The sequence below is a fragment of the Pseudomonas sp. MS15a(2019) genome (genome assembly GCF_013277805.1).
Classification (GTDB): domain Bacteria; phylum Pseudomonadota; class Gammaproteobacteria; order Pseudomonadales; family Pseudomonadaceae; genus Chryseomonas; species Chryseomonas benzopyrenica.
On the sequence record NZ_VBTN01000005.1, the window covers coordinates 1 to 12,551 of the forward strand.

At 64.6% G+C, this 12,551-nt stretch carries 16 protein-coding genes; 14 read left to right on the top strand and 2 right to left on the bottom strand.

Annotated elements, in window-relative coordinates:
- Positions 1 to 46 precede the first annotated feature (46 nt).
- The 5 genes from birA to FEZ61_RS08845 all read left to right on the top strand — a co-directional run bounded on the left by birA (position 47) and on the right by FEZ61_RS08845 (position 3,788).
- Positions 47 to 994 carry a bifunctional biotin--[acetyl-CoA-carboxylase] ligase/biotin operon repressor BirA gene (gene birA, locus FEZ61_RS08825; RefSeq protein WP_068383691.1) on the top strand — a complete coding sequence of 316 codons (948 nt, stop codon included), beginning with the start codon at positions 47 to 49 and terminating at the stop codon, positions 992 to 994.
- The gene (locus FEZ61_RS08830) at positions 984 to 1,736 is read left to right on the top strand and encodes a type III pantothenate kinase (protein ID WP_017638738.1); all 753 of its coding nucleotides are present in this window, start codon (positions 984 to 986) and stop codon (positions 1,734 to 1,736) included. The genes birA and FEZ61_RS08830 overlap by 11 nt, the downstream gene beginning before the upstream one ends.
- Entirely contained in the window at positions 1,733 to 1,912 is a 180-nt protein-coding gene (locus FEZ61_RS08835) for a hypothetical protein (RefSeq protein WP_017638739.1), read from the top strand. Before FEZ61_RS08830 ends, FEZ61_RS08835 begins: the two co-directional genes overlap by 4 nt.
- A gap of 28 nt (positions 1,913 to 1,940) precedes the next feature.
- Positions 1,941 to 2,399, top strand: a complete 459-nt coding sequence (locus tag FEZ61_RS08840) for a DUF3301 domain-containing protein (protein WP_017638740.1) — start codon at positions 1,941 to 1,943, stop codon at positions 2,397 to 2,399.
- 99 nt (positions 2,400 to 2,498) lie between these two features.
- A complete protein-coding gene (locus FEZ61_RS08845) occupies positions 2,499 to 3,788 on the top strand; it encodes an MFS transporter (protein WP_064308909.1) in 1,290 nt (429 codons plus the stop codon).
- Positions 3,789 to 3,833: 45 nt separating this feature from the next.
- Here the strand turns inward: FEZ61_RS08845 and FEZ61_RS08850 are convergent, their stop codons facing one another.
- Together FEZ61_RS08850 and FEZ61_RS08855 are read right to left on the bottom strand one after the other, a co-directional pair.
- A complete protein-coding gene (locus FEZ61_RS08850) occupies positions 3,834 to 4,301 on the bottom strand; it encodes a hypothetical protein (RefSeq protein WP_064308910.1) in 468 nt (155 codons plus the stop codon).
- Between the two features lie 120 nt (positions 4,302 to 4,421).
- Positions 4,422 to 5,357: an alpha/beta fold hydrolase gene (locus tag FEZ61_RS08855; protein ID WP_064308911.1), complete on the bottom strand. Its 936-nt coding sequence runs from the start codon at positions 5,355 to 5,357 to the stop codon at positions 4,422 to 4,424.
- Positions 5,358 to 5,480: 123 nt separating this feature from the next.
- Here FEZ61_RS08855 and FEZ61_RS08860 point away from each other — a divergent pair, with 123 nt between their 5' ends.
- The 9 genes from FEZ61_RS08860 to FEZ61_RS08900 all read left to right on the top strand — a co-directional run bounded on the left by FEZ61_RS08860 (position 5,481) and on the right by FEZ61_RS08900 (position 12,545).
- Positions 5,481 to 5,999, top strand: coding sequence for a hypothetical protein (locus FEZ61_RS08860; protein ID WP_064308912.1), 519 nt, complete (start codon positions 5,481 to 5,483; stop codon positions 5,997 to 5,999).
- On the top strand, positions 5,996 to 6,394 hold the full coding sequence (locus tag FEZ61_RS08865; protein WP_017638744.1) for a DUF3140 domain-containing protein: 399 nt from the start codon (positions 5,996 to 5,998) through the stop codon (positions 6,392 to 6,394). Before FEZ61_RS08860 ends, FEZ61_RS08865 begins: the two co-directional genes overlap by 4 nt.
- Before the next feature lie 143 nt (positions 6,395 to 6,537).
- Positions 6,538 to 7,428 (top strand): EamA family transporter, encoded by an 891-nt coding sequence (locus FEZ61_RS08870; protein WP_093250912.1) that lies wholly within the window; start codon positions 6,538 to 6,540, stop codon positions 7,426 to 7,428.
- A gap of 56 nt (positions 7,429 to 7,484) precedes the next feature.
- Entirely contained in the window at positions 7,485 to 8,267 is a 783-nt protein-coding gene (locus FEZ61_RS08875; RefSeq protein WP_064308914.1) for a DeoR/GlpR family DNA-binding transcription regulator, read from the top strand.
- A 20-nt stretch (positions 8,268 to 8,287) separates the two neighbouring features.
- Entirely contained in the window at positions 8,288 to 9,421 is a 1,134-nt protein-coding gene (locus FEZ61_RS08880) for an MFS transporter (RefSeq protein WP_173148298.1), read from the top strand.
- A 67-nt stretch (positions 9,422 to 9,488) separates the two neighbouring features.
- Positions 9,489 to 11,537: an AsmA family protein gene (locus FEZ61_RS08885; protein ID WP_173148300.1), complete on the top strand. Its 2,049-nt coding sequence runs from the start codon at positions 9,489 to 9,491 to the stop codon at positions 11,535 to 11,537.
- Positions 11,538 to 11,675: 138 nt separating this feature from the next.
- Positions 11,676 to 11,912, top strand: a complete 237-nt coding sequence (locus tag FEZ61_RS08890; RefSeq protein WP_017638749.1) for a hypothetical protein — start codon at positions 11,676 to 11,678, stop codon at positions 11,910 to 11,912.
- Positions 11,909 to 12,130 carry a YgdI/YgdR family lipoprotein gene (locus tag FEZ61_RS08895; RefSeq protein ID WP_017638750.1) on the top strand — a complete coding sequence of 74 codons (222 nt, stop codon included), beginning with the start codon at positions 11,909 to 11,911 and terminating at the stop codon, positions 12,128 to 12,130. The genes FEZ61_RS08890 and FEZ61_RS08895 overlap by 4 nt, the downstream gene beginning before the upstream one ends.
- A gap of 13 nt (positions 12,131 to 12,143) precedes the next feature.
- Complete coding sequence (locus FEZ61_RS08900; protein WP_064308917.1) at positions 12,144 to 12,545, top strand: Rho termination factor N-terminal domain-containing protein; 402 nt, start codon at positions 12,144 to 12,146, stop codon at positions 12,543 to 12,545.
- Positions 12,546 to 12,551 lie beyond the last annotated feature (6 nt).

Consider the following 12,551-nt stretch of genomic DNA (forward strand, 5'->3'; position numbering starts at 1 on the left):
GGGGGTGTTGTCTTTGGGGCGGAAGAAAGTCGAACGGAGTTCGAGGATGCCGTTGCTGAAATTGCTGAGTGATGGAAAATTTCATTCCGGCGTCGAGCTTGGTGAGGCCCTGGGCGTCTCCAGGAGTGCCATCTGGAAGCGGCTGAAGACGCTGGAAGATGACCTGGGCGTCGAGGTGTTCAAGGTTCCGGGGCGGGGTTACCGCCTGGAAGAGCCCCTGTCGCTGCTCGATGCCGAACGGATCGCGGGGGAGGGTGGTTGGCCGGTAGCGGTCCTGGCTTCCATCGACTCCACCAATGCCGAGGCACAACGCCGTCTGCAACAACAGCAGCAAACGCCGTTCGCCTTGCTGGCCGAGCATCAGCAGGCCGGACGTGGCCGGCGTGGCCGCGCCTGGGTCAGTCCCTATGGCAAGAATCTCTATCTCACCGCCGTGGTCTCCAGCCAGGGCGGGATCCAGAAGCTGCAGGCCTTGAGCCTGACCATGGGCCTGGCGGTGATCCGTACCCTGCAACAGCTGGGAGTGGAGGATGCCTGGCTGAAGTGGCCCAACGACGTCCTGGTTCGTGGTCGCAAGCTGGCCGGTATCCTCATCGAATTGTCGGGTGATCCGCAGGACGTCTGCCAGGCCATCATCGGCATCGGTATCAACGTCAACATGCGCATGGCCAACGACATCGATCAGCCATGGATTTCCATGGCCGAGGTCCTGGGCGGTCTGCAGGATCGCAACCAGGTCGCCAGTCTGCTGCTGCGGGAGATCGACAGCCTGTGGCAGATTCACCGCCAATCCGGATTCGCCGCCCTGCGCGGCGAGTGGGAGCGTTATCATGGCTGGCAAGGTCGAGCGGTAACCCTGTCTTCGGGGGTTCGCTGTATTCAGGGCACAGTGGCAGGAGTTGCCGAAGATGGGGCTATCCTCATGCGCGTAGACGGGCAGACACAGGCATTCAGCGGTGGCGAATTGAGCCTGAGCCTAGATCATGATTCTTGAACTCGATTGCGGTAACAGCCTGATCAAGTGGCGACTGCTCGCCGCGGGAGCCGAAGTGGTCGACACCGGCATCGTCGACAGCGACGACGCCCTGATCGCGGCCCTGTCCCAGCCGGATGCTCCCACCCTGGCGGCCTGTCGGCTGGTCAGCGTGCGCAGCGACGAAGAGACCCAGCAGCTCAAGGAGCGGTTGACGGCGACCTTCGCCATCCCCTGTCACCAGGCCGTGCCGGTAGAGGTGTGGAATGGTGTGCGCAATGGCTATCGGGATCACCAGCGTCTGGGCATGGATCGCTGGTTGGTGATCCTGGCCGCGGTGCAACTGGCCGAGGGAAAGGCCTGCGTGGTCCTGGATCTGGGCACTGCGGTGACGGCCGATCTGGTCGACGCCCAGGGTGAGCATCAGGGCGGGTTCATCTGTCCGGGGATTCCGTTGATGCGTCGGGAACTGCAGACCCATACCCGTCGGATCCGCTACGATCCACATTGGGCCAGTGGTGAACGCTACGAGGCGCCGGGACGTACGACCATCGAGGCCGTGGAGCGTGGGTGTCTGTACATGCTCAAGGGCTTTGTCCGCACCCAGTACGAACTGGCTCAGGAGATGTTCGCCGAAGGCTGCGAGGTGTTTCTGACCGGGGGTGACGCGGAACTGGTCAAACATGTCGTTCCGGGCGCGCGGATCGTGCCCGATATGGTGTTTGCTGGATTGGCTTTGGCGTGTCCGCTCGAGAACGAATGATGCGTTGGTTGTTTCTGCTATTGGTGGTACTGAACGTTTTCTACTACATATGGCATCAACAGCAGGTGCCTTTGCTAGGTAAGGAAATCGCCCCTCTGACGCTGTACAAAGGCGAGCGTGAAAACATTCGTCTGTTGAACGAGACGGCATCTGGTGACGCTGCACGGCGTCAGTGACGGCGGTACCCTTCGATGAGGAGCGAAGATGCTGACGCTAGGTAATCTCTGCCTGTTGCTGGGCGCAGTCGGCATTGGTCTGTGGTTCTGGCACGCCCACGGCATTCGCGAGCAGGCACTGGTGCTGGCCGAGCAGGAGTGTCGTCGCCGCAAGGTCACGCTGCTCGATGGCGCCGTGGCCTTTTCCCGTTTTCGCTGGCTGGCCGATGCCAAAGGCCGCAAGCGCCTGGCGCGGTTGTTCTCCTTCGAATTCACCGTGACGGGAGAGGAGCGACTCGACGCCTCTCTGGCCCTGTTCGGCAAGACGCTGGCCAAGGTCGAGTTCGCGCCTTTCGTGGTGCCCGAGGTCGAACGCCCGGCGGCGGATTCGGTGGTGGCTTCGGCCCCTGCCTATCAGGCCAAGCCCGAGCACGGCCAGGTGGTCTATCTGGATCAATGGCGACAGCGCCAGCGTACCGAGACCAATAGGCGCCAGGAGCCGGAGTGATCCCCGGCACTATCTCCTGATATTTTTTTCCTTCCGTAGTCTGACGATCAGTTCCGGCTGATCCGTTCTGGCTTTCTGCTTCTTTTCATGTGATCCCTGATGTTCAGCCCTCTCGTTACCTTTCCTGCGCTCTATTTCGCCACCCTCCTGATGTTGGCCGGCTCCGGTCTGTTCACCACCTATATCGGTCTGCGACTGACTGAGCAGGGGGCAGGGGATTTCTGGACCGGCGCCCTGATGGCGGCCTACTACTTCGGGCTGGTGTGCGGCGGCAAGTTCGGCCATCGGCTGATCGCCAGTGTCGGCCATATCCGTTCCTATGTGGCCTGCGCCGGTGCGGCCACCGTTACCGTGCTCATTCACGCCCTGATCGACGACCTGAACGTCTGGATCGCGTTGAGATTCATCATGGGCGTGGTGATGATGAATCAGTACATGGTGATCGAGAGCTGGCTCAACGAGCAGGCGGAGAATCACCAGCGCGGCAAGGTGTTTGCCGGCTACATGGTGGCGGTGGACCTGGGGCTGGTGATCGGCCAGGCGCTGCTGGCCTGGCATCCGCAACTCGACTACAAGCCGCTGTTGCTGGTAGCCATCTGCTTCGCCTCTTGCCTGATTCCTCTGGCGATGACGCGGCGGGTGCACCCGGCCAAGCTGGTGGCGGCGCCGCTGGAGATCCGCTTCTTCTGGCAGCGGGTGCCCCAGTCACTGGTGACCATCTTTACCGCAGGCCTGCTGGTGGGGGGCTTCTATGGCCTGGCACCGGTGTTCGCCAGTCGCAGTGGCCTGGATACGGCGCAATCGAGCTTCTACGTCGGGCTGTGCATCGTCGCGGGCTTCTGCGCCCAGTGGCCGCTGGGCTGGCTGTCGGATCGACTCGACCGCTGCAAGCTGATCCGCGCCAATGCGGTGCTGCTATGCCTAGCGGCGGTACCGCTGTGGGGACTGATCACCTTGCCCTATCCCTGGTTGCTGGCTGCGGGCTTCGTCTCGGGCATGCTGCTGTTCACCCTCTATCCGCTGGCGACCGCCTTTGCCAACGACCACGTCGAGCCCGAGCGGCGGGTGGAACTGTCGGCGATGCTGCTGACCACCTATGGCGTCGGTGCCTGCATCGGGCCGCTGCTGGCCGGCGCGGCCATGGAGCATTTCGGCCCGGGCACCTTCTATGTGCTGACCTCGGCCTATGCGCTGATCCTGATCGTCTTCGTGCAGCCCCGGTTCGTCAGTGGCGAGCACCGGCTGGACGCGGCACCGCTGCATCATGTGGCCATGCCGGATTCCGTCAGTCCGATGGCAGCGGCGCTGGATCCGCGTATCGACGAGGTGCCGCAGGAAATGGTGGTGGAGGCCCCCGCCAGCATCGGACCGGGTAGCGAGAAGACCTGATAGGCGAGCCCGGCGCGAGGCCAGGCAGGAAGGAGCGGGTAGCGCTTAGGCCTGACGGGTCTGGCCGGGCTTGATCAGGCGGTCCAGGGTCTGGGCCGAGCCGTTTTCGGCCAGGGCGCCCTCCTGCAGACGATGCTGCTGATGCTCGATCAGTCGACCCACGGGACGCTGACCGCTTTCTTCGGCCACTTCGTCGCCACCGAGACGCTGTTGTTGGTCTTCGATCACCTGGCCCAGGGGACGCAGACTGGACTCTTCGGCGATCCGGCGGTCCTGCAGTTGGCGTTGCTGCTGCTTGATGACTTCACCCAGCGGACGCAGGCTGGATTCTTCGGCCAGGGTGCGTTCCTGCAGACGTTGCTGCTGTTGCTTGATCAGATGGCCTAGCGGACGCTGGCTGGATTCCTCGGCGATCTGGGTGGCAGGGCTGGTGGGGGTGAAGGAGAAGTCCTGGGCGAAGGTGTTCAGGGCCAGGGCGGTCAGGGCGAAACCGAAGGCGATACGCAGGTTCATGATGGTGTCCTCTGGGGAAACTGTGCTGGAGTGAGTTCAGTATCCCGAGCAGGACCGCTCGAAAAAAATAGACTGGCGAGATAGTGACTATCAGCGCCGTCGATGCCTTTCAAAAAACCTCTAGCCTCCCGTCGATGATTCCTGCTTTTCCGCTTCGCTCAGGTGCGTGCCACCGAACAGCTCGCGCAGAGCGGCGGCATAGGCACGTGTGCCTATCACCATGCTGTTGGAATGGGTGCCACCCGGGATCAACAGCAGCCGCTTGGGGGGTTGCGCGGCGGCATAGAGGGCCTCGCTGAAGCGGGGCGGCACATAGCGGTCGTCGCTGCCGTGAACGATGAGCACCGGGATATGGATCTCCGGGATCTTGTCCAGGGAATCGAATTTCTCCGTCATCAGCCAGCGCAGGGGAAAGCGGGTGTCGACCACCGCCGAGGCGGCATCGGCCAGGGTGGTGAAGGTGGATTCGATGATCAGACCGGCCGCGGCGGGATAGTCGCCCGTGGGATCCCCGTCGCGGGCGATGCGCCAGGCCAGATCCACCGCCACGGCGCCACCCAGGGAATGGCCATAGAGGTATCTCTTGCGCGGATCGGGCTGCAGGCTCTGCAGGTGCTTCCAGGCGACCCGGGCGTCCTGGTAGACGCTGCGTTCGGAGGGAACGTCGCCAGGACTTTCGCCAAAGCCGCGATAGTCGATGGCCAGCACCGAGTAACCCAGTTGTCGCAGGGTGGCGATGCGCCGGACCTGGGCGGTGAGATTCCAGCGGGTGCCGTGCAGATAGAGCAGGGTGGGGGCGTCCGGGCGCCGGGCGGGCCACCACCAGGCATGCAGGTAGTCGGTGCCGGTCAGACCGTCCGGGACCGGCAGATTGAACTGGCGGACGCCTTCCGGCACCCCGGTGAACCAGCTGGCATTGCCGGGCTCGATGCTGAACACCCATTGACGTTCGCGGTAGGCCAGTTCCGAGCAGCCATAGGGGACCCCGACACCCACCAGCAGGGTGACGAAGAGCAGCGGGATCAGGCGACGGCGGAGCAGGGTGGCAAGGGGCATGGGTTTCTCTGGATACCGGAAGACGCAGGGTAGGGGCGTTCGTCGCCTGGCGCGAACCCCCGTTTCGGTTGGACAGTCATCCTAGAGACAGCGACTGCAGTGACCCCACACCTGAGGTGAGCCATGAGTGCTACGGCCAAGAAGAGCGATCCCGAACTCTGGGAAAAGGTGAAGAAAGAGATTACCGAGGGCGACAAGGGCGGCAAGCCCGGCCAATGGTCGGCGCGCAAGGCGCAACTGGCGTCCCAGGAGTACCAGAAGCGCGGTGGTGAATACCAGGGCGGCAAGGGCAAGGACAATCATCTGCAACAGTGGACCGACGAGAAGTGGGACACCCGCTCCGGCAAGAAATCCGAAGAGACCGGCGAACGCTATCTGCCGGAAAAGGCCCGGGATTCCCTGAGCAAGGAAGAGTACCAGCGCACCACCGCCAAGAAGCGTCGCGACACCCGCCGCGGCAAGCAGCATTCCAAACAGCCGGCGGATGTGGCGCGCAAGACGGCGACCGCGCGTGAGTCGGGCCTGGCCGGTCTGACCAAGGACGAATTGATGAAGCGTGCCGCGCGTCGCGAGGTGCGGGGCCGGTCGCGCATGAAGAAAGACGAACTGGTGAAGGCGTTGCAAAAGGCAGGTGAAAAATGAGCACCAAGAAGGCTTCCAACGACGACAAGAAAGACGACAGGAAAGAGGTTCGCAGCGAATTCAAGCAGGTGGTCAACATGACCCCCAGCCAGCTGCGCAAATGGCTCAGCGGTGATACCAGCAAGGGTGTGGGCATGACCAAGGGCGGCAAGAAGGTCACGGCCGCCAACGATGGCAAGGCGGTCGGCCATGCCATGGGTGAGCGCATCCTGGAGCTCAAGGGCAAGCGCCAGGCCGAGCTGGAAGACGATGACTACCAGGCCATGCGCAAGGTCATCGGCTATGTGCATCGCCATCTCAAGCAGCGACCGGAGGGCGATATCGAAGACTCGCGCTGGCGCAAGTCGCTGATGAACTGGGGCCATGATCCCTTGCGCGACAAGCGCAGTGCCTGATCCCGACGAACCGCAGCCCAGGCTGCGGTTTTTCGTTGCTAGGGAGTGACTGGCCGAATTTGTGGGCAACTGTGACGCCGCAGCGCGGACGCAAAGGAGTAGGGTAGCCACCTATCTATCTGAAATCCTTCAAGGAGTTGTGAATGGCACCCCGGGATCTGTTGCTGGCATTGGTCGTCATCCTGGCCTGGGGGGTGAATTTCGTCGTCATCAAGGTTGGCCTGCATGGCGTACCGCCCATGTTGCTGGGCGCCCTGAGATTCTGTCTGGCGGCCTTTCCCGCCATTCTCTTCGTACGGCGACCCCAGGTGTCCTGGCAGCTGCTGCTGGCCTACGGCCTGACCATCTCGCTCGGCCAGTTCGCCTTCCTGTTCTCGGCCATGTACGTGGGGATGCCAGCGGGGCTGGCCTCGCTGGTATTGCAGGCCCAGGCCTTCTTTACCCTGGCCTTCGCCGCGACCTTCCTGGGGGAGAAGGTACGGCGGGCGAGTCTGGTCGGGCTGCTGGTGGCGGCCTTGGGGCTGTTGCTGATCGGTACCGAGCATGGCGTCACCATGACCCTGGCCGGTTTTCTGCTGACCCTGGCGGCGGCGGCCATGTGGGGCCTGGGCAATATCGTCACCAAGAAGATCGGCAAGGTGGACATGCTCGGCCTGGTGGTCTGGGGCAGCCTGATTCCGCCCATCCCCTTCTTCATCCTGTCGTTGCTGCTGGAAGGCCCGGAACAGATCGCCACGGCGCTGACGTCGCTGTCGGGCGGCTCGGTCTTTGCCATCGTCTACCTGGCCTTTATCGCCACCCTGGTCGGCTACGGCATCTGGAGCCGGCTGCTGTCGCGCTATCCGGCGGGCCAGGTGGCGCCCTTTTCGCTGTTGGTGCCGGTGGTGGGGCTGACTTCCGCCGCGGTGCTGCTGGGGGAGCAGATGACCATCCAACAAGCGGTAGGTGGCCTGGCTGTCATGTTCGGCCTGTTGATCAATGTCTTTGGCGGTCGCTGGCTGGATACGCGGGACAAGGCCTCAGCCTCTGCATGATGTTGCACGTTTATAAATGATTGTGCATGATCTGCTGATCCTCCTGGAGTATCAGCATGACTGCATCCATCCACCTCCCCGAAGAACGCCAGGCCGCGATCCTGGCCCTGTTGCGTGAGCAGGGCCGGGTCCTGTCGGCCGAACTGGCCGCCACCTGGGGCATTTCCGAAGACAGCGTACGTCGCGACCTGCGTGAACTGGCCCGCCAGGGCCTGTGCCGCCGGGTGTACGGTGGGGCGCTCTCGCTGCTGACACCGCCGCAGGCACTGCCGGCGCGGATCAGCCAGGACGAGACGGCCAAGCAGGCGCTGGGCCACGCCGCGGCCAGGCTGGTACAACGGGGGCAATTGCTGCTGCTGGATGCCGGCTCGACCAACCTGGCCATCGCCCAGGCGCTGCCCACGGATCTTGACCTGACCGTGGCCACCAATGCGCCGGTGATCGCCACGGCGCTGCTGCAGCGCCCGGGCATCCGGGTGCTGATGATCGGCGGCCTGGCTGCGCCGCAGTCCGGCGCCTGCCTGGGCGCCCGGGCCCTGCGTGACCTGCGTGGCGTGCGCGCCGACCTGGCCTTTCTCGGGACCTGCGCCCTGGCGGTGGAAACCGGGGTGACCGGCTTCGACCTGGAGGAGGCCGAGTTCAAGGCGGCCGTGGCCGAACAGAGCGCCCAGGTCGCCGTCGCGGTGACCGCCGAAAAGCTCGACAGCGTGGCCTTCTATCACGTGCTCCGGCTCGATCAGCTGAACCATCTGGTGTTGGAGCCGGGGTTGAGCGAGGAGCGCCTGCAGCCCTATCGCGATGCCGGCCTGCACCTGCATTCGCTCGCTAGCGACCGCTGATCTCTCGCCCAAGGATTCCCATGACCTCTGCCGTACTGCGTCGCCAACGCCGCGCCACCTTTACCGTCTTTCTCGCCAATGGTTGCGGGATCGGTGGCTGGGCGGCCGCCATTCCCGAACTCAAGCGCGATCTGGCGCTGGGCGACGGCCAGCTGAGTCTGGTGCTGCTGGCGGTCGCCCTGGGCGCCCTGCTGACCATGCCCTTCGCCGGGGTGCTGGTGCCGCGCCTGGGCGGTACCGGACGCCTCACCCGGCTGAGCATCCTGGCCTTCGTGCTGGTGCTGATCTGGCCTGGGGTGGCGCCGTCGCTGGGCTGGCTGCTGCCTTGCGCGCTGCTGCTCGGTGCCAGCAATGGCCTGATCGACGTGGCCATGAATGCCCATGCCAGCGATGTCGAAAGCCGCTGGAACGGCCCGCTGATGTCGTCCTTCCATGCCGCCTTCAGCCTGGGCGGATTTCTCGGTGCCGGCCTGGGGGCACTGGTGCTGCACCTGGGCGCCTCGGCGCTGGTGGTGTTGCTGGCCGCTGCCCTGGTGGCGCTGGTGCTGGCCTTGCCCGCCGCCCTGGCCCTGGACGAAGGCGATCGCAGCCCGGTGAGCCATGCCCTGCGGCTGCCGAATCGACGCGTACTGGCGCTGGGGTTGATCGCCATGGGCTGTCTGATGCTGGAAGGGGCCATGACCGACTGGAGCGCCGTCTACCTGGGCCAGGTGGGCGGCGCGAGTCCGGTGGTGGCGACCCTGGGCTATGCGGCCTTTTCGCTGACCATGCTGGTGGGGCGGCTGTTCGGCGACGGCATCCGCGCTCGCTTCGGCGGCCCCCAGGTGATCGTTGGCGGGGCCCTGCTGGCGACCCTGGGGCTGGCCCTGGCGGTAATCCTGCCGGCGCCCTGGACGGCGATCCTCGGCTTCGCGCTGGTCGGCCTGGGCCTGTCCAATGTGGTGCCCGCGGCCTTCAGCGCCGCCGGCCAGGTGGCCGAGACGCCGGCTGCGGGCATCGCCATGACCGCCACCGCCGGTTATCTCGGGTTCCTGCTCGGTCCGCCGCTGATCGGTGCCGTGGCGGGGCAGGTGGGACTGCGTGGCAGTCTGCTGTTGTTGACCCTGATCGGGGTGGCGGTGGCGCTGCTGGCGCTATGCCAGCGCAAGGCATGACGTCTATTCAGGGAACCCCGCTGCGCTGAGCAGACCCAAGAGGGAACGGAAATCCAAGGAGGCGGCCATGACGCGCCCACGCAAGATCCTCGCCTGGCTGCTGGGAATCATCCTGCTGCTGTTCGTGCTGGTGGTGGTGATCCTTGCCACCTTCGACTGGAATCGGCTCAAGCCGACCATCAACGAGCAGGTGTCGAGCGCCTTGCACCGGCCCTTCGCCATCGAGGGCAACCTGGGCGTGGTCTGGCATCGCGAGCCGGATCAGGGCGGCTGGCGCGCCTGGATTCCCTGGCCGCACATCGCCGCCGAGGACCTGACCCTGGGCAACCCGGACTGGGCCAAGGAAAAGACCTTCGTCCACCTCGACCGGGTGCAACTGCGGATCTCCCCGCTGGCACTGCTGGCCAAGCAGATCTATATCCCGCGCATCGACCTCAGCGGGCCGGTGGTCAATGCCCAGCGGCTGGCCGATGGCCGCAACAGCTGGACCTTCGAGACCGCCGAGAAGGACCCCAAGGCCGAACCCTCGGCCTGGACCGTAGATATCGGCACCATTGGCTTCGACGCCGGCCAGGTCGGCTTCGACGATGCCCAGACCGCCACCCGGCTAAGGGCGCGGATCACCTCCCTGGATGCCCCCATCGCCTACGCCGATCTGGTCGGCAAGCAGGGCACTTCGCGCCAGCGCTCCCACGTCAAGCAGACCCAGCCCTTCCAGTTCGCCCTGGCGGTGGAGGGCAGCTACAAGCAGGTACCGGTCAGTGGCCGTGGCCAGATCGGCGGCCTGCTGGCGCTGCAGGACGCCGACGTGCCTTTTCCCATCCAGCTCGATGCCCGGGCCGGCGAGACCCGCGTCCAGGTCTTTGGCACCCTGACCGATCCGCGGCGGCTGGGCGCCCTGGATCTGCACCTGGTGCTGGAAGGCAAGAGCCTGGCGCAGCTCTATCCGCTGACCGGGGTCACCCTGCCGGAGACGGCGCCCTATGCCACCGACGGCCATCTCACGGTCAAGCTCAACGATCCGGCGGGCGCCCGCTTCAGCTATGAAGACTTCAATGGCCGGGTCGGCAAGAGCGACCTGCACGGCGAGGTGCTGTTCACCGGCGGCAAGCCGCGGCCCAAGCTCAGTGGCACCCTGCGCTCCGATCAGCTGCTGTTCGAAGACCTGGCACCACTGATTGGCGCCGATACCAAGGAGCAGCAGGCGGCCAAGGGCGAGGCCAGCAAGCAGCCGGCGGACAAGGCGCTGCCGATCTCCGAATTCCGCACCGAGCGCTGGCGCGCCATGGATGCGGACGTGCGTTTCACCGGCAAGCGCATCGTGCAGAACGCGCAGCTGCCGATTACCGATCTCAACACCCACGTGCGCCTGACCGATGGCGTGCTGCTGCTCGACCCCCTGCGCTTTGGTGTGGCCGGCGGCGATCTGAACACCACGGTGCGCCTGGAAGGCGACAAGACGCCCCTGCAGGGGCGGGTCGATCTGCATGTGCGCCGGGTCAAGCTGAACCAGCTGTTCCCCACCGTGGAGACCATGAAGCGCAGCATGGGCGAACTCAATGGCGATGCCACCCTGAGTGGCACCGGCAACTCGGTGGCGGCATTGCTCGGCACCAGCAACGGCGAACTCAAGCTGCTGATGAACGACGGCCGCATCAGCCGCAGCTTGATGGAGCTCGCCGGACTCAACGTCGGCAACTATCTGGTCGACCGGCTGTTCGGCGATGACGAGGTGGAGATCAACTGCGCGGTCGCCGATCTCGATTTCAAGAAGGGCTTGGTGCAGCCCCAGGTCTTCGTGCTCGACACCGAGAATGCCCTGATCAACATCACCGGCACCATCAACCTGGCGAGCGAACGACTGGATCTGACCGTCGATCCCCACAGCAAGGGCTTGCGCATCTTCTCGCTGCGCTCACCGCTCTATGTGCGCGGCACCCTGAAGAATCCCGCGCCGGGGGTGAAGGCACTGCCCCTGGCGGCCCGTGGCGCGGCGGCGGCCTTGCTTGCCACCTTCGCGGCGCCGGCGGCCGGTCTGCTGGCGCTGGTGGCGCCCAGCAACGAGCAGGGCGCCCAGTGCAGTGCGCTGTTGCAACAGATGCGTACAGGGCGTTGAACTCCTGCGCTAGAGCCGGTTCGCGCGCCTTGACAGATGACCGTTCGGCGGCGTCTGACGGGTGGAAAAGAACCGCTCTGGTTGCCTAGGCTCTATAGAAATAACCCGAGTCGGGCAGCCTTTTCGCGGAGATCCCTCATGCGTGACGACACCGATAGCCACTACGAAATCCACTACAAACTGCTGGGCGAAAGCTATACCGACCGTATCAGCAATCTGGACGTGCCCATCACCGACGTGGTCCGTGACTTGGCCTGTCGGCACCTGGATGCGATCAACGACGAGCGCTTCCACCTGGCCGACATCGAGTCCGGTCAGGCGCTGGTGGCGCTGCACGATGTGTCCATTCATCGCGTCGCACCGGAAGCCCCATGAAGCGGCTACTAGGCGGTGGGTTGCTGGCCCTGACCCTGACGGGGCTGGCGGCCTGTTCCACCGAGACGGTAGTGACCCTGCAGGACGGTACCCAGTACATCACCGAAGATCGTCCCAACACCAAGACGGCCGACGGTTTCTATGAATTCACCGATGTGGCGGGTCGTCACGTGCGGGTGAAGGCAGCCGATGTAGCCACCATCAAGGCGGAAGACTAATCAGGAGACTGCCATGCCCCGCGGCGACAAATCCAAGTACAGCGACAAACAGGAACGTAAGGCCGAGCACATCGAGGAGAGCTACGAGAAAAAGGGCGTCTCCAAGGATGAAGCCGAAGCACGGGCCTGGGCGACGGTGAACAAGCAGTCCGGCGGTGGTGAAAAGGCAGGTTCCGGCAAGGCCAAGAGTGGTACCGCCAAAAGCGCGGACCGCAAGGATTCCGCCCGGCGGGCGGTGGCGACCAAGCAAGGCCAGTCGCCCAACAGCGGTCGCGCTTCAGCGCGGCATTCGCGCACTGGCAGCACCTCGCTAAGTGACCTGACTCGCGATGAGCTGGTGAAGAAGGCGGCTGAGCAGAACGTCCGCGGTCGGTCGCGAATGAAGAAGGACGAGTTGATTCGTGCCCTGAGCTGAGGCAAA